General features: G+C 61.9%; 23 protein-coding genes. 8 read left to right on the plus strand and 15 right to left on the minus strand.

Annotated elements, in window-relative coordinates:
• The first annotated feature begins 9 nt into the window (after positions 1–9).
• On the plus strand, positions 10–876 hold the full coding sequence (locus ACWFSR_RS01375) for a fumarylacetoacetate hydrolase family protein (RefSeq protein ID WP_447522884.1): 867 nt from the start codon (positions 10–12) through the stop codon (positions 874–876).
• Here the strand turns inward: ACWFSR_RS01375 and ACWFSR_RS01380 are convergent.
• The 8 genes from ACWFSR_RS01380 to ACWFSR_RS01415 all read right to left on the minus strand — a co-directional run bounded on the left by ACWFSR_RS01380 (position 873) and on the right by ACWFSR_RS01415 (position 8,911).
• Positions 873–1,016: a MetS family NSS transporter small subunit gene (locus ACWFSR_RS01380; RefSeq protein ID WP_197108430.1), complete on the minus strand. Its 144-nt coding sequence runs from the start codon at positions 1,014–1,016 to the stop codon at positions 873–875. The two genes, ACWFSR_RS01375 and ACWFSR_RS01380, sit on opposite strands and share 4 nt — an antisense overlap.
• A complete protein-coding gene (locus ACWFSR_RS01385) occupies positions 1,013–2,596 on the minus strand; it encodes a sodium-dependent transporter (protein ID WP_197108421.1) in 1,584 nt (527 codons plus the stop codon). Before ACWFSR_RS01385 ends, ACWFSR_RS01380 begins: the two co-directional genes overlap by 4 nt.
• A 153-nt stretch (positions 2,597–2,749) precedes the next feature.
• The gene (locus tag ACWFSR_RS01390) at positions 2,750–3,820 is read right to left on the minus strand and encodes a C45 family autoproteolytic acyltransferase/hydolase (RefSeq protein ID WP_447522885.1); all 1,071 of its coding nucleotides are present in this window, start codon (positions 3,818–3,820) and stop codon (positions 2,750–2,752) included.
• On the minus strand, positions 3,817–4,644 hold the full coding sequence (locus tag ACWFSR_RS01395; protein WP_197108417.1) for an ABC transporter ATP-binding protein: 828 nt from the start codon (positions 4,642–4,644) through the stop codon (positions 3,817–3,819). Before ACWFSR_RS01395 ends, ACWFSR_RS01390 begins: the two co-directional genes overlap by 4 nt.
• Positions 4,641–5,438: an ABC transporter ATP-binding protein gene (locus ACWFSR_RS01400; RefSeq protein ID WP_197108414.1), complete on the minus strand. Its 798-nt coding sequence runs from the start codon at positions 5,436–5,438 to the stop codon at positions 4,641–4,643. The genes ACWFSR_RS01395 and ACWFSR_RS01400 overlap by 4 nt, the downstream gene beginning before the upstream one ends.
• Complete coding sequence (locus ACWFSR_RS01405) at positions 5,438–6,265, minus strand: ABC transporter permease (protein WP_197108412.1); 828 nt, start codon at positions 6,263–6,265, stop codon at positions 5,438–5,440. The genes ACWFSR_RS01400 and ACWFSR_RS01405 overlap by 1 nt, the downstream gene beginning before the upstream one ends.
• A complete protein-coding gene (locus ACWFSR_RS01410; RefSeq protein WP_197108410.1) occupies positions 6,262–7,203 on the minus strand; it encodes an ABC transporter permease in 942 nt (313 codons plus the stop codon). Before ACWFSR_RS01410 ends, ACWFSR_RS01405 begins: the two co-directional genes overlap by 4 nt.
• A 73-nt stretch (positions 7,204–7,276) precedes the next feature.
• Positions 7,277–8,911, minus strand: coding sequence for an ABC transporter substrate-binding protein (locus ACWFSR_RS01415; RefSeq protein WP_197108408.1), 1,635 nt, complete (start codon positions 8,909–8,911; stop codon positions 7,277–7,279).
• A 133-nt stretch (positions 8,912–9,044) separates the two neighbouring features.
• Here ACWFSR_RS01415 and ACWFSR_RS01420 point away from each other — a divergent pair, with 133 nt between their 5' ends.
• Positions 9,045–10,121, plus strand: a complete 1,077-nt coding sequence (locus tag ACWFSR_RS01420; protein ID WP_197126203.1) for a LacI family DNA-binding transcriptional regulator — start codon at positions 9,045–9,047, stop codon at positions 10,119–10,121.
• Here ACWFSR_RS01420 and ACWFSR_RS01425 read toward each other — a convergent pair.
• From ACWFSR_RS01425 to ACWFSR_RS01435, 3 genes are all read right to left on the minus strand, one after another.
• On the minus strand, positions 10,087–11,463 hold the full coding sequence (locus ACWFSR_RS01425; protein WP_447522886.1) for a flavin monoamine oxidase family protein: 1,377 nt from the start codon (positions 11,461–11,463) through the stop codon (positions 10,087–10,089). The two genes, ACWFSR_RS01420 and ACWFSR_RS01425, sit on opposite strands and share 35 nt — an antisense overlap.
• Before the next feature lie 107 nt (positions 11,464–11,570).
• Positions 11,571–11,720, minus strand: a complete 150-nt coding sequence (locus ACWFSR_RS01430; protein ID WP_197126199.1) for a hypothetical protein — start codon at positions 11,718–11,720, stop codon at positions 11,571–11,573.
• A gap of 205 nt (positions 11,721–11,925) precedes the next feature.
• The gene (locus ACWFSR_RS01435; RefSeq protein ID WP_197108401.1) at positions 11,926–12,474 is read right to left on the minus strand and encodes a hypothetical protein; all 549 of its coding nucleotides are present in this window, start codon (positions 12,472–12,474) and stop codon (positions 11,926–11,928) included.
• Positions 12,475–12,947: 473 nt separating this feature from the next.
• Here ACWFSR_RS01435 and ACWFSR_RS01440 point away from each other — a divergent pair, with 473 nt between their 5' ends.
• From ACWFSR_RS01440 to ACWFSR_RS01455, 4 genes are all read left to right on the plus strand, one after another.
• Complete coding sequence (locus tag ACWFSR_RS01440; protein ID WP_197108399.1) at positions 12,948–13,397, plus strand: hypothetical protein; 450 nt, start codon at positions 12,948–12,950, stop codon at positions 13,395–13,397.
• A gap of 249 nt (positions 13,398–13,646) precedes the next feature.
• The gene (locus ACWFSR_RS01445) at positions 13,647–14,609 is read left to right on the plus strand and encodes a metal ABC transporter substrate-binding protein (RefSeq protein WP_447522887.1); all 963 of its coding nucleotides are present in this window, start codon (positions 13,647–13,649) and stop codon (positions 14,607–14,609) included.
• On the plus strand, positions 14,606–15,346 hold the full coding sequence (locus tag ACWFSR_RS01450) for a metal ABC transporter ATP-binding protein (protein ID WP_197126194.1): 741 nt from the start codon (positions 14,606–14,608) through the stop codon (positions 15,344–15,346). Before ACWFSR_RS01445 ends, ACWFSR_RS01450 begins: the two co-directional genes overlap by 4 nt.
• Entirely contained in the window at positions 15,343–16,215 is an 873-nt protein-coding gene (locus ACWFSR_RS01455) for a metal ABC transporter permease (RefSeq protein ID WP_197126192.1), read from the plus strand. Before ACWFSR_RS01450 ends, ACWFSR_RS01455 begins: the two co-directional genes overlap by 4 nt.
• A 47-nt stretch (positions 16,216–16,262) precedes the next feature.
• Here the strand turns inward: ACWFSR_RS01455 and ACWFSR_RS01460 are convergent, their stop codons facing one another.
• From ACWFSR_RS01460 to ACWFSR_RS01475, 4 genes are all read right to left on the minus strand, one after another.
• Positions 16,263–17,009, minus strand: coding sequence for a metal-dependent transcriptional regulator (locus ACWFSR_RS01460; protein WP_447522888.1), 747 nt, complete (start codon positions 17,007–17,009; stop codon positions 16,263–16,265).
• 101 nt (positions 17,010–17,110) lie between these two features.
• Entirely contained in the window at positions 17,111–17,653 is a 543-nt protein-coding gene (locus ACWFSR_RS01465; protein ID WP_197108387.1) for a hypothetical protein, read from the minus strand.
• 312 nt (positions 17,654–17,965) lie between these two features.
• Positions 17,966–19,417, minus strand: coding sequence for a cryptochrome/photolyase family protein (locus tag ACWFSR_RS01470; RefSeq protein WP_447522889.1), 1,452 nt, complete (start codon positions 19,415–19,417; stop codon positions 17,966–17,968).
• A gap of 30 nt (positions 19,418–19,447) precedes the next feature.
• Positions 19,448–19,909 carry a MepB family protein gene (locus ACWFSR_RS01475; protein WP_447522890.1) on the minus strand — a complete coding sequence of 154 codons (462 nt, stop codon included), beginning with the start codon at positions 19,907–19,909 and terminating at the stop codon, positions 19,448–19,450.
• Between the two features lie 98 nt (positions 19,910–20,007).
• Between ACWFSR_RS01475 and ACWFSR_RS01480 the strand changes: the two genes are divergently transcribed.
• Positions 20,008–20,346 carry a hypothetical protein gene (locus ACWFSR_RS01480; protein ID WP_447522891.1) on the plus strand — a complete coding sequence of 113 codons (339 nt, stop codon included), beginning with the start codon at positions 20,008–20,010 and terminating at the stop codon, positions 20,344–20,346.
• A gap of 117 nt (positions 20,347–20,463) precedes the next feature.
• Complete coding sequence (locus ACWFSR_RS01485) at positions 20,464–21,354, plus strand: mechanosensitive ion channel family protein (protein WP_447522892.1); 891 nt, start codon at positions 20,464–20,466, stop codon at positions 21,352–21,354.
• Positions 21,355–21,649 lie beyond the last annotated feature (295 nt).

Raw genomic sequence — 21,649 nt, forward strand, 5'->3', positions numbered from 1 at the left:
AGGCGCGGCATGAGGCTTGTCGGAGCACGACTCTCCCCGGGGAGCGATACGTTCATCGCAGAATTGACGATGAAGGATGGCGTGGAGGCCGCCCGCATCCTCACGGATCTAGAAACTTTCTGGGCCTCACCGGCCGCCGCCTTGGCAAGTTACTCGTCCGAGGGTGGAACGGTTGTTCCGCTCGACCAATTGCAGTTGGTGCCTCCCGTGTTGCCGGGTGCCCGTGTCATTTGCATCGGGCTCAATTACCTCGATCACGTACTCGAAGGAAGCTATGCCGATGCAGGCTTGCCGGAGTACCCGACGCTTTTCGCACGCTGGACTTCGTCGCTCACCGTGAGCGGTGCGCCCATTCCCGTGCCGTCTAATGAGGACGGAATCGACTGGGAGGGCGAGATTGCCGCCTACATCGGTGTGCCGCTAATCGATGCGGATGCGGATAGAGCTCGCGCGGCAGTGATGGGCTATTCGGCGTTCAACGACGTCACCTCACGCCGGGCCCAGAAGCTCACCTCGCAGTGGATCTTGGGCAAGAATGGCGACAACAGCGGCCCTCTTGGCGCCCTCGTCACGGCCGACGAAGTGGGGGATTTGCGCGACGGCTTACGGGTGCAAACCCGGGTGAACGGTGAGCAAGTTCAAGACGGCAACACCAAGAACATGATCTATGAACTGGGCGAAGTTCTCTCGCTCGTCTCCCATAGCTTCACGCTGAAGCCCGGCGACATCATCTGCACCGGTACTCCCTCGGGCGTCGGCTACTCGCGCACCCCAGCCTGGTTGCTGCACCCGGGCGACGTGGTCGAGGTAGAGATCGAACGCATCGGGACGATCAGCAACCCGATCGTGTCGAACTCACTGCGCAGCGAAAGCTAGTCGTCGTCGCTGACCAGTTCTGAGCCTTCGGGATACACGTCGAGCTGGGGTTTGCGCGCGAGGAAGATGATGCTCGCGATGAGGCCGCCCCACACGAGCACGGCGGCGACGATGAAGAACGTGATGGCGATGCCGCTCATTTGCTGAGCTCCTTCAGTGCTTGGGCGCTGGGCCACGGGGTGAAATCATCCGGATCGTGCTTCCAGCGCAGCGCGGTCATGGTGATGGCGCCGATCAGGATTACCGCGATGGTGCCCCAACCTGCAATCGCGAGGTACCAGAGCGGGTAGCCCTCGTATCCTTCCGTGACGAGCACGATGATTCGCTGGATGAGCATGTAGAGCAGAACGGCCGGCGCCAGAACTCCGACGAGCAGTTGCCACAGGCGCCCCACCTTGAATGTCGAGACGGCGTTGAGGTGTGCTGCGAGCTCGGGGCCCTTACGGAACACCCAGATCACGAGGATCGTCGAGGCAATCGCGGCGACGACGATACCGATATTGTTCGCCCACTGGTCAACGGTGTCGAGCGTAATCAAACCGGTGGTGGTCGAGAACAGCAGCACTGAAACAACGGCCAGGGCGGCCCCGACGCGCACTGATGCTTGGCGGGCGGTGATCCCGAACTTGTCTTGGAACGCGGATGACACGACCTGAAGCACTGACAACAACGAGGTGAATCCGGCCATCACGAGCGAACCGAAGAACAACGCCCCGAAGAGTGGTCCGCCGGGCATTTGCGAGACGATCGCTGGGAACGTGATGAACGAAAGCCCGACACCGGTGATGCCTTCGAGCTCGTCGACACCGACCCCCTGCTGGAACGCGAAGAACCCGAGGGTGGCGAAGACGCCGATACCGGCGATGATCTCGAACGAGGAGTTGGCGAACGCAACCACGAGCGCGGGCGCCGTGACGTTGGCTTTGCGGCTGCGGTAGGACGAGTAGGTGATCATGATTCCGAACGCGATCGACAGCGAGAAGAAGATCTGGCTGTAGGCCGCAATCCACACGCCGGGGTCGCTCAGAGCGGAGAAGTCAGGAGTGAAGAGAGCATCCAACCCGGTCATCGCGCCGTCGAGGAACAGAGCGCGAACCACGAGGATGAGGAAGGCCACCACGAGCAGCGGCAAGAAGATCACGTTGGCGCGCTGCACTCCCTTGGCAATGCCGGAGCCGAGCACGGCAAGAACCGCTACCCACACGAGCACGAGAGGGATCAGAACTGCGGGCACAAACTGCGCGCTAAAACCGGGTTCCGAAGTTTGAAGGAACTCGGTGACGAAGAACCCGGCGGTGTCGTCACCCCAGCGCAGATCGAAGCTGAAGGTGAAGTAGCTGGCTGCCCACGCGACAACGGCGGCGTAGTAGACGGCGATGATGATGCAGATCCAGACCTGGAACCAGCCAAGCGACTCTAGCCACTTGCCTGCCTTGCCACCGAGACGACGGAACGCTGTTGGCGATGATCCGCGAAAGCGGTGCCCGATCGCATAGTCAAGAAAGAGAATCGGGATGCCGGCCGTGACCAATGCGATCAGGTACGGAATCAGGAATGCCCCGCCACCGTTCTCGTAGGCGACGCCGGGAAAGCGCCAAATGTTGCCGAGACCCACGGCGGAGCCGATGGCCGACAGGATGAAACCCCACTGGCCCGACCACTGCTCACGTGGTCGCGAGGCGACGGATCCGTGTTCGCCCGATTGTTGCTGCACCGACACAGTTGCTCCTCTGCGTAGTGGCCACCCGAATGGCCGTCGCTGGGGCCACCCCGAAATTGCGGCCCGCTACCCCCGAAGAGGGTGTTCTCACGTTAACACTTGGGGCTACAGAGTTGCGACATGTGACGGTGCGAAGCGGTCAGCGTCTGGCTGTCAGCGTGTAGCGACCAATCGGATGGTTGTTTCGGCAGTGGCGTCTTTGGGGGAACCGGGGGAGACAGTGATTGCTCGTGCCGCGGCATCCAAAGTAATGGTGGCTAATGTTGCCCAGCGGTCGCCGAACACTGCGCCAATGGCGGGAACGCAGCAGAGTTGGGCGGCGTCACCCGGTTCGGAGAAGAGGTAGGGGATGAGGGCGCTCGCCGTGGTCGGCAGCGGTGCGGCGGCTGCTCGTTCGGTAAGAACGTCGTAGCGTGCTTGGGTGTCTGGATCGTAGAGCCCCAGTTTTTCGCCCTTGCTCAGCTCGGGGTCAACAAAGTGGTTGGTGTGGATGAGCACGCCATCGGTTGGCTCGAGCACGGCGGCGCCGTCGGGGTTCAGCTCGACTGTGACGGAACCTTCGGGGCTCACGACGGTGATGGCGCTGGACGTGCTCACGGGTGCAGTGCGCAGAATTTCGACCGCTTCGGCCAGGGTCGACGCTTCGGCGAGAACGCGGGCGGCAACAAGGTGCACGGGCACGCCGTCTGGCCGGTCTGCTTGGTGGCCGAGGATGTTGAGCATGATGCCCACTCCGGCGTCATTGATTCCGATTTTGCCGAGGATGCCGTGCTCAGTCAGGCCGACAAAGGTGCGGGGAGTGCCGGTGACTTCGTGCAGGTGCCAGCAGTCGGCGAGGTCGTCGTGCCAGTCCCACGTTTGGGCTCCGACCGGGCTCTCGCGAGCGTTGACGATGGTGGAGCATTCGCCCGGTTTGGTGCCGATCGCTTGAGAGAGAATCTCGGTGCGAGCGTTCACGGCGGCGATCTTCCAGAGCGGCAGGTCGCTTCCTTCGGCTACTCCGCGCATTTCGGCGGCGAGGTCGGCGCTCCAGCGTTCGGTGACGAGAACGGCGTTGTCGGCATACTTCTGTACATCGCCGAGGCTGATTCCGGATGTCTCGAAGAGGTCGAGATAGATGGCAACGCCGCGCTTCAGAGTCTCAGCAATCGCGACGCCGCGGCTCAGACCGCGGTGGAAGGCATCCGCTGAATTGATCTGAATAAAGGGAGGGGTGGTGCTCATGATGCGATCTCTTCCCGAAGCTTGCGGATCATTCCTCGCTCGGGCTTCCAGCCGGGGCGGGGCGCGCAGGCGAGGAGAAGTTGAGTGTACGGATGCTGCGGGTTGGTGAGCACTTCGGCGGTCGTTCCCCGCTCCACGATGCGGCCCTGGCGCATCACCACAACCTGATCGGCAATCATCTGCACAACAGAGAGGTCGTGCGTGATGAAGAGGTAGGTGAGGCCGTGAGAGGTGCGCAGGTTTGCGAGCAGTTCAAGGATTTGGGCTTGAACCGTCACATCGAGCGCGGCGACGGATTCGTCGAGCACGATGACCGCGGGGTCTGCCGCCAGCGCACGCGCGATAGCAACCCGCTGCTTCTGGCCGCCCGACAATTCGCTGGGGAGGGCGTCGAGAAACCGAGGTTCGAGACCGACGAGAGTGAAGAGCTCAGCGCAGCGCACCTGTCGCTGCGCTCGGTTGAGGTTTGAGTGAGCTTTGAGCACTTCGTCTACCGCGACGCGCACGGACAGCCGTCGATTGAGCGAGCTTTGCGGGTCTTGGAACACCATCTGGATGTCGCGGGCGCGGCGTCGCAGTTCGCGTCGGTTCGCACGCGGTGCGACGGGCTTCCCGCTCACCGTCACGGCTCCGGAGTCTGGTGTTTCGAGCCCGACTATGATGCGCGCGAGCGTGGTTTTTCCTGAACCGGACTCGCCAACGACGGCCAAGCACGAGCCCTTGTCGACGCTGAGCGTGACGTTATCGAGTGCCTTCACCTGCTGTTTTGGCCCGGTGTGGAAGGTCTTGTTGAGTGCGTCTACGGTGATAGCTGGGGTAGTCATGAGGTCGGTCCGCCTTCCGGGGTCCAGGCGAGTCCGGCCGGGCGCGACTCCATCAGGGCTCGGGTGTACGGATGTTGAGGGTTGTCGCGAAGCTGTACTGGCAATCCGATTTCCACTATTTCGCCATCTTTCATCACAGCGATTCGGTCACACACTGCTGCGGCCAAATCGAGGTCGTGAGTAACAAACAACATGGCCATTCCGAGCTCGTGGCGGCACTCGTCGAGGATGGCCATCACTTCTGCTTGGGTGGTGACATCCAGAGCGGTGGTTGGCTCATCGGCAAGCATCAACCGTGGCCGTCCGGCAATGGCGCCCGCGATGACAACGCGCTGAAGCATTCCGCCGGAGAGCTGGTGCGGGTAGGAACGCAGCACGCGGTCAACGGCATCGATACCGACCTGTTCGAGCAGTTCGCCAGCGCGAAGCTTCGCGGTTTTCGTGGGCTGCCCTTGAGCGTCATGCATTCCCTCAATGAGGTAGCGCTCGACAGGGAGCACGGGGTTGAGCACTGCGTGCGGGTTCTGGGCGATCATCGAGACGTCGTTGGCCCGCATCCGCCGTAATGCTTCACCGCTGAGACTGCGAACGTCGACGCCATCGAACGTGATCGTGCCGGTGACCTGCGATCCCTCTGGTTCGATGTGCAAGATGGAGCGCAGGGTCATGGACTTGCCACTGCCCGATTCGCCAACAAGGCCGACTGCTTCGCCCGCAGCGACAGCGAGCGATACTTCGCGCAAAATCTGCAGATCAGGGCCAATCGTGAGCGAGAGGTTGTCAATGTTAAGCATCAGGCTTTCCTCCCTGCGGCGGCACGGCCACCGAGTCGTTCTCCGACGTAACCGAAGGCGGCCACGGTGATGACGATGCTGAGTCCCGCGAGAACGCTTTCTGCGGGGTAGCCGTTCAAGAGTGATTGCTGTCCGCTCGACACCATGAGTCCCCAGTCGGCTGCCGGCGGTTGCACGCCGAGGCCAAGGAACGAGAGTGCCGCGAGCTCGATCATCGCGAACCCGAAGTTGATGGTGGCGCCGGTCACGATGAGCGGTGCGACGTTCGGCAGCAAGTGCCGCGCGGTAATCACAATTCCGGGGATGCCCTGCAATTCAGGAGAGCGGATGTAGGGCAGGTTGCGCTCCCGCATCGCCATACTGCGAACCACGCGAGCGGAATACGGAATGTAGGCCACCGACAGCGCCAGTGCTGCTGTAGTGAGGCTGGGACCGAAGACCGCGATAGCGAGCATGGCGAGCAACAGGTTGGGGAAAGCGAAGAGAAGGTCGAGTACGCGGCTGAGGAACGAGTCAACGATGCCGCCCCACCAGACGGCGGTGAGAGCGATCAAGGTTCCGAACACCGCAGTGACAGCGACGACGATGAGTGGCCCGGTGAGGCTTGACCGTGCTCCCCAGAGCAGGCGCGAGAAGATGTCGCGGCCGGCCTGGTCGGTTCCGAACAGGTGCTCGAAAGACATTCCCTGGTAGCGCTGGGTGACAGATCCGATGGTCGGGTCGTAGGGCGCAATGAGAGGGGCAAAGAGCGCACCGAGGACGACTACGGCGATAACTCCACACGCAATGAGGCCTAGTGTGCCCATTCGTTCAGCGAATTGTTTCATCGGTTCGTCTCCACTTTCACTCGCGGGTCGATGGAGGCGTAGAAGAGGTCAACGAGAAGATTGATGATGCCGAACGCAGCGACCAGCACGATGGCGATGGCTTGCACGACGGCGAAGTCTTTTCGCTGCACGGCATGAACCAGCAGCGTGCCGATTCCGTCGAGGGTAAAGGCGTATTCGACAACGAATGACCCGGCAATCAGCCCGGCGATGTGAACGCCGACGATGGTGCTCACGGGAAGCATCGAGTTGCGGATGACGTGACGTCTCATGACGAGACGTTCGGCTACTCCACGAGCTCGAGCCATTACCGAATGCTCGGAGTCGCGTTCCTCACGAATAGAGGTGCGAGTGATGCGCGCCACGACGGCAGACGAGGGGAGGGCGAGGGCGAAGGCGGGCAAGGTGAGATGCCATACCCGGTCGATGAAGCCGTCTCCGGATCCGAAGACAGGGAACCAGCCGAGGCCAACGCTGAAGATGCTCATGAGGATGAGGGCGGCGAAGAAGGTGGGAACGGCGAAGCCCAAGTTGGAGCCGAGGAGGATGATCTTGTCGACGATGCCACCGCGGGTTCCGGCCAGAATACCGAGGCCGACGCCGAGCACGATGATGATGAGGGCGGCCAGTGTGACCAGCATCAGTGTGGTGGGCAGTCGGGCGGCCAAGAGATCGCCCACATCCTGCTGGTTGGCAAGCGAGCGACCGAAGTCGCCATGAAGCACGTTGGTGAGCCAGTTCCAGAATCGCACTAGGAACGGGTCATCGAGGGAGTACTGCGCTCGAATAGCTTCGAGCACTTCTGGGCTTACCGTTCGTCCTTGAACGAGAAAGTTTTCTGGGCTTCCCGGCGCCGCATACATAGCGGAAAAGACCAGGAAGCTGGATGCGATGAGGACGCCGATGAGCGCCGCCAGTCGTCGAAGTATGAAGGTCACGGAACGAGCCTTTTCATTGGAGCCGAACCCCGGGGGCCGCGCGCGTTAGCCACGCGACCCCCGGGCGTGTGAACTATTCGCCCGAAGCGCCGAGGTCGGCAGCCCAGGGGTAGTACAGGTAAACGAAGGATGCGGGAGCACCCGTTACGCGGTCATTCATGAACAGTCGAACGGCAGGGTCGACGATCGGGATCCAGGTCAGATCCTCCATCACGAGCACTTGCGCTTCGTTCACGAGTTCAGCGCGCTCGCTGTCATCGGCGGTTGCAGCGGCCTCGTCCAGCAACGCGTCGATGGAGGAGTTGCTGTAGTCGTTGTAGTTCTGCGATCCACCGGTTCCGGCGATTGCGCGGAGGAACGCGAGCGGGTCAGGAACGTCCATGTAGTTGTAGGTCACGAACGCGTCGTGTCCTTCGCGGGCTGCAGGGTCAGAGAAGAATGCACCAAACTGGGCGCTGGGCACACCTGCCGGCTCAACGGTCAGGCCAATGGCGCGGGCGCCGTTGGAGATCTCGGAGATGATGTCGGCGTAGTAGGTGCGCTCTGACGGGTACACGATCTTGATCGGCTCGGTGAGGTCGACCTCGGCGTCCTTCAGAACTTCCTTGGCACCTTCGATGTCGATTTCTGTCGGGGCGAGTTCGTCGCGGCCAGCAGTGAACTCAGCGTCGCCGTATGACCAGCCGTTGTCGGGAACGAGAGAGCGTGACGCGCTCGCCGTGCCTTCAAAGACTGTCGCGGCAATGGCATCCCGGTCGGTCGCCATCATGAGTGCCTGGCGTACGGCGGGGTCGGCGAAGATGCCGTTTCCGGTGCCGATGATGCCGACGATCTGCAACGAGTTGCCGAGGTAAAGGGATCCCTCGGTCGAGCTCTGCAGCGACTTGAGCGCACCGAGCGGCACGTCGTACGAACCGTCGATCGCGCCCGTGTCGAGTGCGGTGGCGATAGCGGCTGCGTCAACGATGAAGTTGATGTCGACCTGAGCCGTCTGAGCCTGCTTGTCACTGTTCCAGTAGTTGTCGTTCTTGATCAGCGAGATCGACTGGCCCTGGTCCCAGTCTCCAACGGAGAAGGGGCCGGTGCACATGACCTTGCCGGTCGGGTTGCCGAAGGTGTCGCCTGCTGCTTCGCGGAAGTCCTGCTCCACGATCGTGCCGACGGGGGTCACCATGTAGGAGTTGAAGGCGGCATCCGGCTTCGAGAGCGAAACGGTGACTTCCCAGTCAGCGGTCTTCTCGATCGAAGCGATGTTGCCGACGAGGCCGCCGGCCCAATAGCTTCCTTCGTCAGCATCCAGGTGACGACCGAGGCTGTACACGACGTCATCGGCGGTCATTTCCTGGCCATCCCAGAATTCGACGCCCTCGCGAATTGTGTAGATGTAGGTGAGATCGTCGGGGGTTTCGACCTTTTCGGCCAACCCGGGTTCGATCGTGAAGTCGGGCTGCAACTGCATGAGTCCTTCACACAGGTTGGCCACAACGGTGTTCTCGGCGTAGTTGAACGACTTGATCGGGTCGAGCGATGCTGGCTCGCCGAAGGGAAGGTTCCACGTCACCAAATCGAGCTCGCCGGTGGCGGCAGGAGTGAGGGTGAGGAGGTCGTTGTTGTCAACGCTGGATGAGGTGTCGCTGCTGGTGCCTGCTGCGCACCCGGTCAGTGCGAGGGCAAGAATGCTGCCGATCGCTATTGCTTTTTTCTTCATTGAATTGCTCCTAGGTAGATCGAACCTGAACGCTAAGACGCTTGATGTGTGTGAAAACCTAGTTGACCAAAACGTTTTGGGGGAAAAATACCCAAAACGTTTTACATGCCGGAAACTCAGGTAGCCTGCCAGAGTGACCAATAACCCGCCACGCAGACGAGCGACAATTCACGACGTCGCCAAGCGGGCCGGGGTCTCGATCACCACCGTTTCGCACGCCCTCAATGGCAAGGGAGTCATTGCGGATGCCACTAGGCAACGAGTCGTCGAAACCGCCGCTGATCTGGGATATAGCCCCGATGCGATCGCTCGCGGACTCCGCAGCCGTCGCCTCGGAATCCTGGGACTCGTCATCCGCCCGCTCGACACTCTGGGCTCCTACCAGCCGGAGGGTGTTGACTACTTTTTGCGGTTTGCGGGAGCCGCCGCAGTCGAAGCGTTGGATCGCGGTTACGGGCTTGCGTTAATGCGGGACCCCACCGTTGGTAATGCCCCCGGCATCGCTCTGGCCGCCGATGGTTTCATCATTTCTGACCCGGTGGCCAGCGATCCGGTTATCGAATTGCTCACTCGAAACGGAATCGCGGTCGTCGCGGTCGGGCGTGATATTGAGCGACCGGAATTCAGCGCCTGGCTCGGCGCAGGCACTCACACCAACACGGATGCTGTTATCCAGCACTTTCTCGAACGCGGTGCCACGCGCATCGCGATTGTTACTGGCGAGGACAACAACTCGTGGAACGCCGATAGCGAGTTGACGTACCGGGCGTGGGCTGCGGAATGCGGACAAGCTCCGCTTGTGTACCACCAAGATGAGGGCTTAGGCGAGGCGGGTGGTCGCGCACTGGCCGAGCGGATGCTGGCCTCAGGCGAGCCGCTTCCGGATGCCATTTATTGCCTGACCGGGCGCCACGCTGCGGGCATGCAAGCTGGGCTGCAAGCGGCCGGCTATCTGATTCCCGACGACATCATGATTGCCTCAGGGTCTGACTCGGAGCAAACCAGAAACAGCGCTCCGCCCATAACTTCGATCGATTTGGCGCCCGAGGCAACGGCGAAGGCTGCGGTCACGTTCTTGGTCGAATTGCTCGATGGCGTGCCCGATGCCGATCCGGGCGCCGACCCTGACAGCGACGGCGGTGGCGATCCGGTTCCTCCGGAGGTGGACTACCGGATCAGAGACCGTGCATCGACTCGCTCAATCGGCTGAATGACAGCTCGTGCCCGAGGATGTTCTCGGCGGCGCGGTGACCGGAGAGCAGTGCCGCGGTGACAGTGGCGGGATCATCCGTCCACGTTGCTTCGCCCGCAAAGTGCAGCACGTTCTCGACCGGTGTGGCCATCAGGTCGTGGTCGTCGGGCGTGGACCCCGGGCGCATGTAGGCGTACGACCCGTACGAGTAGGGGTCGTCTTGCCAGCGCGTCACGAGCACTTCGTCGGGGTGCTCGACGCGCTCGCCGTAGAGCCCGCGCAGAGCATCGAGAACGGACGAGCTGATCTGTTCGTCGCTCCAGTCGCGCGCTTCGATGGCGCTGGGGCCGGCAGCGAACGTGAGCAGGGTGGGAACGCCGTGCAGATCGGTGAGGTCGTACCAGGAATGCCACCACTTGCCCGCCTCGCCCTGCTGGCGAATCGCGTAGACGCTCTCATCCCAGAAGCGAGTGGGGAAGCGCAGAAAGACCTTCTCGAAGTTGTTCATCTCGAAGCCGTCAATGGCGTGGGTGAGCCATTCGGGCAGCGCCGGCTCGAACGCGAGATCGCCGCTCTTGAGCACCCCAATCGGCACCGTTACGACCACGCGATCCGCGGTGAAATCGCCCTGCGCGGTGGCGACCGTTGCGCCCTGCTTTGACCAACGGATGCCGGTGACCACATGCTCGAGGCGAACGTCGAGTCCCTGTGCGAGATTCGTTGCCAGCTCGTCATAGCCGTCGGGGAACACCACCTCGTCGCCCTCGACCGTGTCATCGTCGAGACCGTGCGCATCGAGCAGCCCGGCGTGCACGCCGTACTGCTCCTCGGAGCGGTGCAGCACGAACTCGCGCACGCGCTCTGCCCGATCGGGGTTCCAGCCGAGCGTGGAAAGCGCGACGCCCATCGCCTGCTCATAGCTTGTGCCGAGAGTGGAAGCCTGCACCGCCGTCGCAAGGTGCGCGTCGAACGTGCGTACGTCATCCGCGAACTGGGCGACAGCGTCGTCGCTGAGGCGCTCGCCGGTGGGGCTGTAATAGGCGATGGGGCGGCCGGTGGGCTGGTAGCTGCCAACCGTGAACTCGACCGTGCGCATGCCGAAGGCGTTGACGATATCGGTGAGGGGGTTGTCGTCGACGCCGTGGATCCAGGATGCTCCGCGGTCGGTGGCAACGTCGCCGGAGCGTTCGGTGTGCGTGCGGCCACCCGTGCGGTCGCGGGCTTCGAGCACGAGCACTCGTTGGCCGGACTGGGCGAGAAAGCGTGCCGCGGTGAGCCCGGAGACTCCGGCGCCGACGACGATCGTGTCGAAGGCTGTCGCAGCCGGGTCTGCGGTAGGCGCGCTAGCGATGTCGGTCATGAGGTCACAGTAGCAACGTGGTGCTGGGTTCGGCTGACCTTGACGTCGGTTTGGGGTGTACCCCACGTGGACGGTTCGCGACCGCGACCGCCCGTAAGCGGAACCTATTACGGTCGGTAGTCGTCGCGGTCTTCGTAGAGTGAGCGAGCGCTGGGATCCGCGCTTCGGCCACCGTTGGCCGCTCCGCCTAACTGGGTAAACACGAATGCCAGGCGTTTAGCGACCCGACCCATCACATTGAGAAAGCGTTTCAACATCGTTGGACCCTTCTCGGTTAGCTCAACTATATTCAGCAACGCAGTTCGACTGCAATGCTCGCCTCCGCATCCTGGAGTGCGAACGGTGTCACGAGCGGAGCGCCGAATGCGCTGATGTCGTCACACACGCTTCGGCCACTCACTACGAGATGCCGATGCCGAAGTCAGGTGTCGCACTTCTTCTGACTCAACCGTGCAGAAGCGCCTAACGTCCCGCTTCTAACTCTGCGACGTTAGTCAGGGTGTACTGGGGAAGCGCAAGAAATATGGCGGGGTTGCATGTCTCATCCGACACTACAAAGTCGCTACCCGTTTGGGCGTCGAAGTTCAGAGACCAGCACAAGCTGTACACGCGGGTTTGGGCGGACAGCCCGGAGTCGGCTCGTCCAAAACTGGTCGTGAACACAGCCACCTTTATGCGGTCCTCGGCGATGGAGCTCGACGTGAGCCAACTAGCGTCACCGCTTCTGAACCCGGACACGATCTCGTCATCTGTCCACCCGTAGATATTCAGGCTCACACAGCCGTCGATGCTTTCCGCAAATACTTCCGGGTCAGTCACCGGAGCAGACTCTTCAGCACGGAGTTGAATGCAATTGCGAGCATCTTCGAAAATAAAGGCGGTGCGGCTGAAAGCTGCGTCATCCGCTTGGGCCGGCATGTCATTGATGGAAGTGACGTCGCTGCACCCGGCCAGCGTCGAGATGGTCAAACCGAATGCCGCTAGGTAAGCGGCTGCCTTAGTGAAGCGCAAGTTCTGCCTCCAGTACGTCTGAATGCGAATCCGTTTTTTCTTCGAAAGCGGGAATGGATGCATCGGGTGTCCAGACGTAAGTGGCGTTCCGATACGCGCCGAAAACGCTTAGTTCGCTCTGCCCCGAAGTTGCGACAGGCGAAACCTGATCGTCAGTTATCGCACCGTCAGCAGGCCAACACAAGTGAGCTCTCACTTTCAAAATCCGAATATTCTTCGCTTAGGGCGAGGCTACCGCTTGTCTTGCTCTTCGGGCAATAGCGCAGGTGTATGGCCGGGGCGCCCGAGTTGGTGTCCGTCGCCCTCTCTGTTTCGACTCGCGAGCTAATGCCGGGAAGATAGACAGGCCGGCAAAATATGAGACATTATTGATTTCAGTACGTCTCGGCTCGGCAAACCGGTGCTTGAGAAAACCTGGCGCCTGTGCGCCTACTCGAACGGTACGTGGGGACCGCAACTAACTAAGGAGCCTTATGAGACATCTTCTGTCCGCGGCCGTATGTGTCGGAATGCTGATCTCTGTTTCTGCATGCACCGAAGTCGAGCCGCCGCCGCCCGCCGAACCTTCGTCAAGCGCAGCCGCGACTTCGTTGGAGGAGGGCAATGTTGGGCTGTGCCATTCGCTCTCGATCGAACTCATGACGGTGAACGGCGTGGTCTCGGGGTATGAGGCCGGCGAGTTGAATAGGGAATCGTTCGATTACATGATTGCCACTATTGCCGACGGCTTCCCGATCCTTGGAATCTTGCACAAGGACGCGCTTTTGAGCAGCCAAGTCGACGACCTACGTTCGGCAATCACGGAGCTAGGCGCCGACGGTGCCGAACCGGCCGTAGGGGACGCGTCAGCGTTGGGAGAAGCGACGACGGCGCTCGCTGTCGAATGCGATGCAGTCGGCGCACCTTTGAGCTTTTACCAGTAGCCACAGGCGAGTCGTACTTACCGGTAGCCACAGCCGAGTCGTTTTCGCGTGGTTCAGCGAAAAGACGAAGCGACACCTGGCGCGAGTCGCGTTGGGTGTCGTTCGTTTTTCTCCAACTCCACAGTTGAGTTCCAGCGGGCTCTCGTCGTTCCATAAAAGATTCGCAATTATTGCTGGTTGGCCGCATTTTCATGGAACTACGTCTAGACGTAGTTTCTTAAAGAGGCTCTCCCAACATAGGATCAGAACATGGGAATGAGAGCAGCAACAGGTCGCACGCACACCGCACGCACGACGATGATCGCGGCTGCAGCATCCGCCCTTCTGCTCGGTCTCGCTGGCTGCACGGCGGCTTCGGATGCGGGCGCCACGACTGACCCGAACGACGACCGCCCTGTCGTGCTCACGACCTTTACGGTGCTCGCCGATATCGCCGAGAACGTGGCCGGCGACAACCTGCGGGTGGAATCCATCACCAAGGTGGGGGCCGAGATCCACGGCTACGAGCCCACGCCCGGCGACATTGCCAAGGCGGCCGAAGCCGACCTGATTCTCGACAACGGGCTCAACCTTGAAGCCTGGTTCGCGCAGTTCGTCGACGGTCTCGACGTGCCGCACGTGGTGGTCTCTGACGGCGTCGACACCATCAACATTGCGGAGGATGCCTATGAAGGGCTGCCCAATCCGCACGCGTGGATGAGCCCCCTCAACGCACAGATTTACGTCGACAATATGGAGGCTGCGTTCGCTGAACTAGACCCCGAAAACGCTGCCGACTACGCCGCCAATGCCGAAGCGTACAAGGCCGAGCTGCAGCTTGTGAACGACGAGCTCACGGCCGAACTTGCCGAGTTGCCGACGTCACAGCGCGCTCTCGTCTCGTGTGAAGGAGCATTCTCGTACCTGGCACGCGACGCTGGGCTGAGCGAGCATTACCTGTGGGCGGTCAATGCCGAGCAGCAGTCGACGCCGCGCCAGATCGCGTCGGTGATCGAGTTCGTGCGAGACAACGACGTGCCCGCCGTGTTCTGCGAATCCACAGTCTCCGATCGCGCGATGCAGCAAGTGGTCGAGGCCACTGACACGACCTTCGGTGGAACCCTCTACGTCGACTCGCTGTCGGAAGAAGGTGGCCCGGTGCCGACCTACCTCGAGTTGCTGCGCCACGACGCCGAAACCATCATCGCTGGATTGACCGGGGCCACGGAATGAGTGTGCCCGCCATCGACGTGCGTAACGTCACCGTTCACTACGGCGACGTGCTCGCGCTCGACAACGTGAGCCTCAGCCTCGCGCCCGGCCGCATTTATGGCCTTATCGGAATGAACGGCTCGGGCAAGTCCACGCTCTTCAAGACGATTACCGGGATGCTGCGCCCCGACCACGGAACAGTCACGTTGGCCGGTCGGCAGCCTGCACTCGCTCGCAAGGCCGGAGCCGTCGGCTACGTTCCGCAGAGCGAAGACGTGGACTGGGCGTTCCCGCTCTCGGTGCGCGATGTGGTGATGATGGGCCGCTATGGCCACATGGGTTTCTCGCGTCGCCCCAAGGCCGCCGACAAGGCCGCCGTCGCCGAGGCTCTCGAGCGCGTTGAGCTGACTGATCTCGCCGACCGCCAAATTGGCCAACTCTCGGGCGGCCAGAAGAAGCGCGCGTTTGTGGCCCGCGGAATCGCTCAGGGCGCGACGATCCTGCTTCTCGACGAGCCCTTTGCCGGCGTCGACAAGCGCTCCGAGGGAACGATCACGACACTCTTGCGCGAGCTCGCCGCCGAGGGAGCCACGGTGCTCGTCTCGACCCACGACCTCAATGCGCTGCCGAAACTCGCCGACGAGGCAATCTTGCTGATGCGCACGGTGCTGCTGCAATCCACTCCGGCTGAGGTGCTGAAGCCCGAAAACCTTGCGCGCGCCTTCGGCCTCGATGTCACGGCGGGAGACGCCGCGTGAACCCTCTCGACTTCCTCCTCGAACCGCTGAGCTACGACTTCATGGTGCGGGCGCTCGCCACGAGTGTGACCGCGGCAATCGTGTGCGCGGTGCTCTCGTGCTGGCTGGTCCTCATCGGCTGGTCGCTCATGGGTGATGCTGTTTCGCACGCCGTGCTCCCGGGTGTGGTGCTCGCCTACGTCGTCGGCGCCCCCTTTGCCCTTGGTGCGGTCATCTTCGGCTTCCTTGCCGTCGCCCTTATTGGCATCGTGAGAAACACGAGCCGCATCAAAGAGGATGCCGCGATCGGCATCGTCTTCACCACCCTGTTCGCCCTGGGAATCGTGCTCATCTCCGTGACGCCCTCGCAGACCGACCTGAACCACATCATCTTCGGCAACCTCCTCGGAGTCTCCTGGGCCGACCTCGCTCAAGTTCTCATCCTCGGCGCGATCACGCTCACGATCCTGCTCGTGAAGCGCCGCGACTTCACCCTCTACGCCTTCGACGCCACCCACGCCCACGCGATCGGCCTCAACCCCAAGGTTCTCGGCGCTGCGCTTCTCGGGCTCCTCGCCCTTACCGCTGTCGTCGCGCTTCAGGCCGTCGGCGTCGTTCTCGTCGTGGCACTGCTCATCATCCCCGGCGCCACCGCGTACCTGCTCACCGATCGCTTCTCGCGCATGCTCGTGATCGCCCCAGTGATGTCGGCGCTCGCGGCAGTCACCGGGCTCTACCTCAGCTACTACTTAGACACGGCATCCGGCGGCATGATTGTGCTCGTCGAAGGCTGCATCTTCGCGCTCGTTTACCTGTTCAGCCCCACGCAGGGCGTGATCGGCAAGCGACTCGGTGCGATGAAGCGGCAGCGGATGCTCGCCGCCCAGTAGCTCGGAAGACACCGCCAGCGCACCGAACCCGCGCGGTGCGCCTCAAGTCATTCGGCGAGGGTGCCGCCCGATACGTAGAGTGCGTCGGTCGCGCTCCGGCCCAGGCTAATCGGCACAGCGGATTGGCGCACTGCACCACCCGGCGCCTCGCCGCTCGCCCCACTGGTTTCGCCGTCGACGCCACCCAGCACGACCACCTCGAGCGCATCCGAATACGGTGCCCCAGCATTCACGCTGAGCTTCGCTTCGAACCCGATGCCGCGCTCTTCGAAGAACTTGAGCAGCTCGGGGTCGTCGTCGGAAATGCGTTCGACGACGACGGTGCTGCCGGGGGCGACGCGGGTGAGCTGCACGGCATCCGGGATCGTAATCACGCCGTCGGCGCTGGGGATGGGATCGCCGTGCGGGTCACGGGTGGGGTGTTCGAGAAACTCATCGATGCGTTCGACCATGAAGTCAGAGACGGCGTGCTCAAGGTTTTCGGCTTCGTCGTGCACTTGATCCCAGGTGTAGCCGAGCACGCTGACGAGAAACGATTCGATGAGGCGGTGGCGGCGAACCATCGCGACGGCGTGAGCACTACCCACCGCGGTGAGAGCGATGGAACCGTAGCGGGCATGATCCAGAAAGCCTTGATCGGTGAGGCGACGCACGGCATCCGAGACGCTCGACAGCGTGTAGCCGGTGCGCTCGGCGATCACGGTGGCGGTGACGGGGGCATCTGACCATTCGGAAAGGCTCCACACGGTCTTCAGATAGTTCTGGGTGCTGACCGAGAGCTCTGTGACCGACATGCGCCCAGTCTAAAGCCGAACATCGAAGTACGGGCAGACGTAGTTAACGAAACTTGCCCCCGCCCGGAGAACATCAGGCGGGGGCAAGCGGGTGAAGAAAGTTAGTTGAAGATTCCGTTCAGGCCGAGGTCACCGGTGATGTCACCGACGATGTCGTCTGCGTCAACAACATCGTCGAGAATGTCGTCGACATCAACAATGTCAGTGACGTCGGTCACTACGTCAGTCGCGTTGTCTACAACGTCGGTTACCTGCGTTGCGTTGTCGACGACGTCAGAGACGTTGGCGTCGTTCGCTACATCAGACACGTTCGCGGAGTCGCTCACGTTGCCGACTGCGGTGTCGTTGCCCGAAGCTACGGGAGCGTTGACCTCGTTGCCTGAAGCAACAGCGTTGCCGTTGAGAAGGTCACCGTTGAGGATGCCGCCACCGAGGATGTCTCCACCCAGAAGGTCAACGTCGCCGACCTCGGGTGCTACAACGACGGGAATGTCGGTCTGCTTGGGGGAGGAGTAGGAGTATGACTTCGTCGAGGTGTAGCTATCACCGGTGGCGGCCATGGCGGGAGCTGCTGCTCCGACCGCGATGAGGGCTACTGCGGTAGCGGTTGCGCCGAGCGTTGTCTTCTTCGTAAATGCGTTCATGACTGAACTCCTTCTTACGTGGTCGGCCTCCGTAGAGGCTCTGCGTCTCGAGGCTTTCCCGAGGCGCAATGAGTACTCCGGAGTGCGGCCGTAACCGGTTTGGGGGTCATGTCAAAAAAGTTGAAATTCGAGCAATCTGGGGTGCGGATGCTGGCTGTCGGGGGCCTCGGATCCGCATGATTCCGGTGCTATTGGCGCAAGCTGGCAGTCAACTGAGTGGAGTCTGGTGAAGTGCCCAGTGCTGCATCCAACGGTCGATTCGGGTTCGCCGGGCGCGCCAAGAACGGCCGTCGCGTAGGCCGCGGGGAGTCCTTATTCGGACGCTGCGGCTTTCACGGCCGTGTACGCCTCGAGAGCTTCGCGGCGGGTTTCGGCAAGATCCACGATGGGTTCGGGATACGCGTCGGTGCCGAGTTCGGGAATCCAGTACGAGACGTAGTGGCCCGCGGGGTCGAACTTTTTCTGCTGCAAGACCGGGTTGAACACACGGAAGTAGGGGGCGGCATCCGCACCAGATCCGGCAACCCACTGCCAGTTGGCGGGGTTGCTGGCTTCGTCGGCGTCAACGAGGGTGTCCCAGAACCACTGTTCGCCGGCCCGCCAGTCGATGAGCAAGTTCTTGATGAGGAAGCTCGCAACGACCATGCGCACGCGATTGTGCATCGTGCCGGTGTGCCAGAGCTCGCGCATGCCGGCATCGACGAGGGGGATGCCGGTGCGGCCGCGGCGCCACGCGTCGACTTCGCTGACTCCCGCGGGTTCGTCCACGGCGCCGAGCTGGTCGACGGTGTAGCCCCACGGGAAGGCGTTGTAGGCGGGGCGGTAGCTGTCGGTCGCGAGACGCGGGTTGTCGAAAAGCAACGCGGTGGAGAATTCACGCCAGCCGATTTCGCTCAAGAACTTGGCGACGTTCTTGCGGGCGGCTGTCGGCACGTCGGCGGAGCCGTTGCCGGAGCCGTCACCCGAGCCGTCGCCACGCAGCCGCTGCCAGATCTGGGTGGGGCTGATCTCACCGAACCGCAGGTGCGGGCTGAGCCCACTCGTGGCATCCACGGCAGGTTCATCGCGGCGGTGATAGTCGGCGAGACGTTCGGTGACGAAACTCTCGAGGCGATCGTGGGCGCCATCTTCGCCGGGAGTCCAGGTCTCGCGCAGTCCCTCGGCCCAGTCGGGGCGGGTGGGCAGCAGATCCCAGTCGGCGAGGTCGTCGCTCGCGGGGGAGTCGGCGGGCCAACTCAGCTCGGCTGCGGTCGGCGCCGGCAGTGCATCCCGCACCGGACGATCTTGCGCCGCACGCCAATACGGAGTGAAAACTTTGTACGGCTCGCCCTGCCCATTGCGGATGTGCCACGGCTCGTTCAGCAGGTTGCCCTGATGGCTTTCGACCGTGAGCCCCTGCTCGCGCAGGCTCGTTTTGAGGCCAGCGTCAATATCCCGGGCGGCCGTGTAGCGACGGTTCCAATGCACCGAGGCGGCGCCGAGCTCGTCCACGAGCGCCGGCAGCACCTGCGCGGCCGGGCCGTGACGCAGAGTCAGTTGGCCGCCTAGATTCTGCAGGGCGGCATCCAGAGCAGTGAGGCTGTGATGCAGCCACCACTTGCTGGCCGAACCCAGCGGGCGGATGCCGTCGCCGGTTTCATCATGAATGTAGACGACAACAAGCGGTCGGCCTTCGCTCGCGGCCGCCGTTAGCGCAGGGTTGTCGGCTAGTCGCAGGTCGTTGCGCAGCCACACGACGGAGGGCTGATTCTGGTTTCCGCTCACGGCTCAACTCTAGGGTCGGCGGCTGACTATTTAGCTGAGCAGGTGAAAGTGCTCACATTGCCACTGCTGGGTGTTCTGGGCTTGGCGATTGCAGGTGTCGGCCCAGGGCGGGTACACGCGAAAACCGCGCTTGCCGCCGCGGCCGCCATCCGAAACGATGCCGCGGACGATCAGGACGCTGAGTGGAAAGACGAACGCACCAAAGCCGTTGCTGTCGCGGGTGACGACGACGAGGTGCTGGGTGCCATCGTCGCTGGGGAATGGTTGCGTGGTGCCGTCAGTGTCTCGCCGCCAAACGGTGACGAAGAAACCCGGCTTAGTGGGGGTCAGTTTTGCGACCCGAAACCGGGTTGCAGCGGGGAGGGTGGTGACGGCCTCGTACTCGGCGTTGTCGGGCTCGACCACGAGTTGAGCGTATTGGGGCAGTACGTCACCGAGATCATGGATGGCGCGGGCTACATCCGGATGCAGCGGGGCAGTGGTCACGGTCATCCGTTCGATTCGGCGGTCGTGTCAGCCTAGGCCGAAGCGCGCGCGATCGCCGCACGTGTGGGCTGGTGGAGCAACGCTTTCTGGGTAATACTCTGGGAATGACCGCACGCACGGCAGGCCCGCTGAATGAACGATATGAGGTGCTGGGCATTCTGCTATTCGTCTTTGCGGGGTTTGGATTTGTGGTGCTGAGCGCTCTGGCGGGCACTGCGACCATCATGGCGAGTGGGGTGCCCGCTGTGGTCCCTGTGGCCTGGAACGGTCAGGCGTTGGTTGTTGCTGGTGCCGCGTGGTGGATGGGGTTGGCGGCCGCTCTGGCGGGGCTGGCGATCTGGATTATCCGAGCCAAGGCAAAAAGGACACTGTTACCGTGGGCGATTGTTGACTGTGCCCTGATGGCCGTTCTTATCGTGGTGGTGTGGCTTTTTGCCCTGTAGCGGTGCCCGTTAAATGAGGTGGTTGACGCCTGCGGGGTGGTGTTGCTGGGGGCGTAGACTCGCGCAAAACAGTCGTCGGTGTCGATGGCGGCGTTTCGACTGAGGGGTTACCGTGCGATGACAGGATCTGGTTTTCGGCAGGAGTCGGTCGATTTCGGCGATGTGATTGAGCGTGTGGAGAACATTTTCTCCTCCCTATTTCTTTCCCTCCCTAATGTGATCATCGGCATTGTGGTCTTCCTCATTTTTTGGGCCCTGTCGTGGGTCGTGGCCAAGCTCGTGGGGCTGGCTATGCGGCGGGCGGGCCGGCCGCGCGGGCTCCAGATGGTGCTGAGCCGCCTTACTGCTTGGAGCATTCTCACCTTTGGGCTGCTTGTCGCGCTCACCGTGATCTTTCCGACCATCACCCCGGCGTCATTGTTCGGAGCTCTGGGCGTTGGCGGTGTCGTAATTGGCTTCGCCTTCCGCGACATCTTTCAGAATCTGCTTGCCGGCATCCTGATTCTGTTTACTCGACCATTTCGCATCGGTGACCAGATCGTGTCGGAGAATCATGAGGGCGAAGTTGTGGACATTTTGGTGCGTGCAACGCTGCTGCGCACCTATGACAACCGGGTGGTGGTGATTCCCAACAGCGAGCTCTACACGAAGCGGGTCGTCGTGAACACGGCGTATGAGAACCGCCGGCTCAGTGTGGAGGTGGGGATTGGCTATGACGAAAGCATTGCGGATGCTCGTGCCGCCATCCTTGAGGCGATTGCGACCTTGCCGGGCATCGTCACAGACCCGACGCCGGAGGTTCTCGTGAATCTGCTCGGCGACTTCAGCGTGATTCTTGAGGTTCGCTTCTGGATTAGCCCACCGGATCGTCGCGAAGCGGTTGAGGCACAAGATCAGGTTCTTGAGGCGATCAAACGGGCACTCACGGCGGCCGACATTGAGATGCCGTTCCCGATCCAGAAGATCATGCTCGATCCGCGGGAGCCCCGCAGCGAGGACAGTCTCTAGCCGCAGGCGTCGTGACGAGGTTCGCGGTCAATTGCTTGATTGTGGAAGTTTGCTGGGGTGCCCGTTAAATAGTTCGAGGGCCGGTTTCAGAGGCATGAAACCGACCCTCTCCCTTTGCACCAAGAGTGTCCTGCAATCACATTCCGCAGTAGCTGCCACAGCAAACAACTTCTGCTCTATGAATGTATAACGGAAACATAACGCTGTCTAGTTACCATTCCGTTATTTTTGGCAAATTTCCAGAAAAGTCTGTCTACCCCCTACGTTTCTGGGCAAAATGGGCCGAAATCGGATG

It is taken from the genome of Salinibacterium sp. NYA9b, from assembly GCF_976973725.1.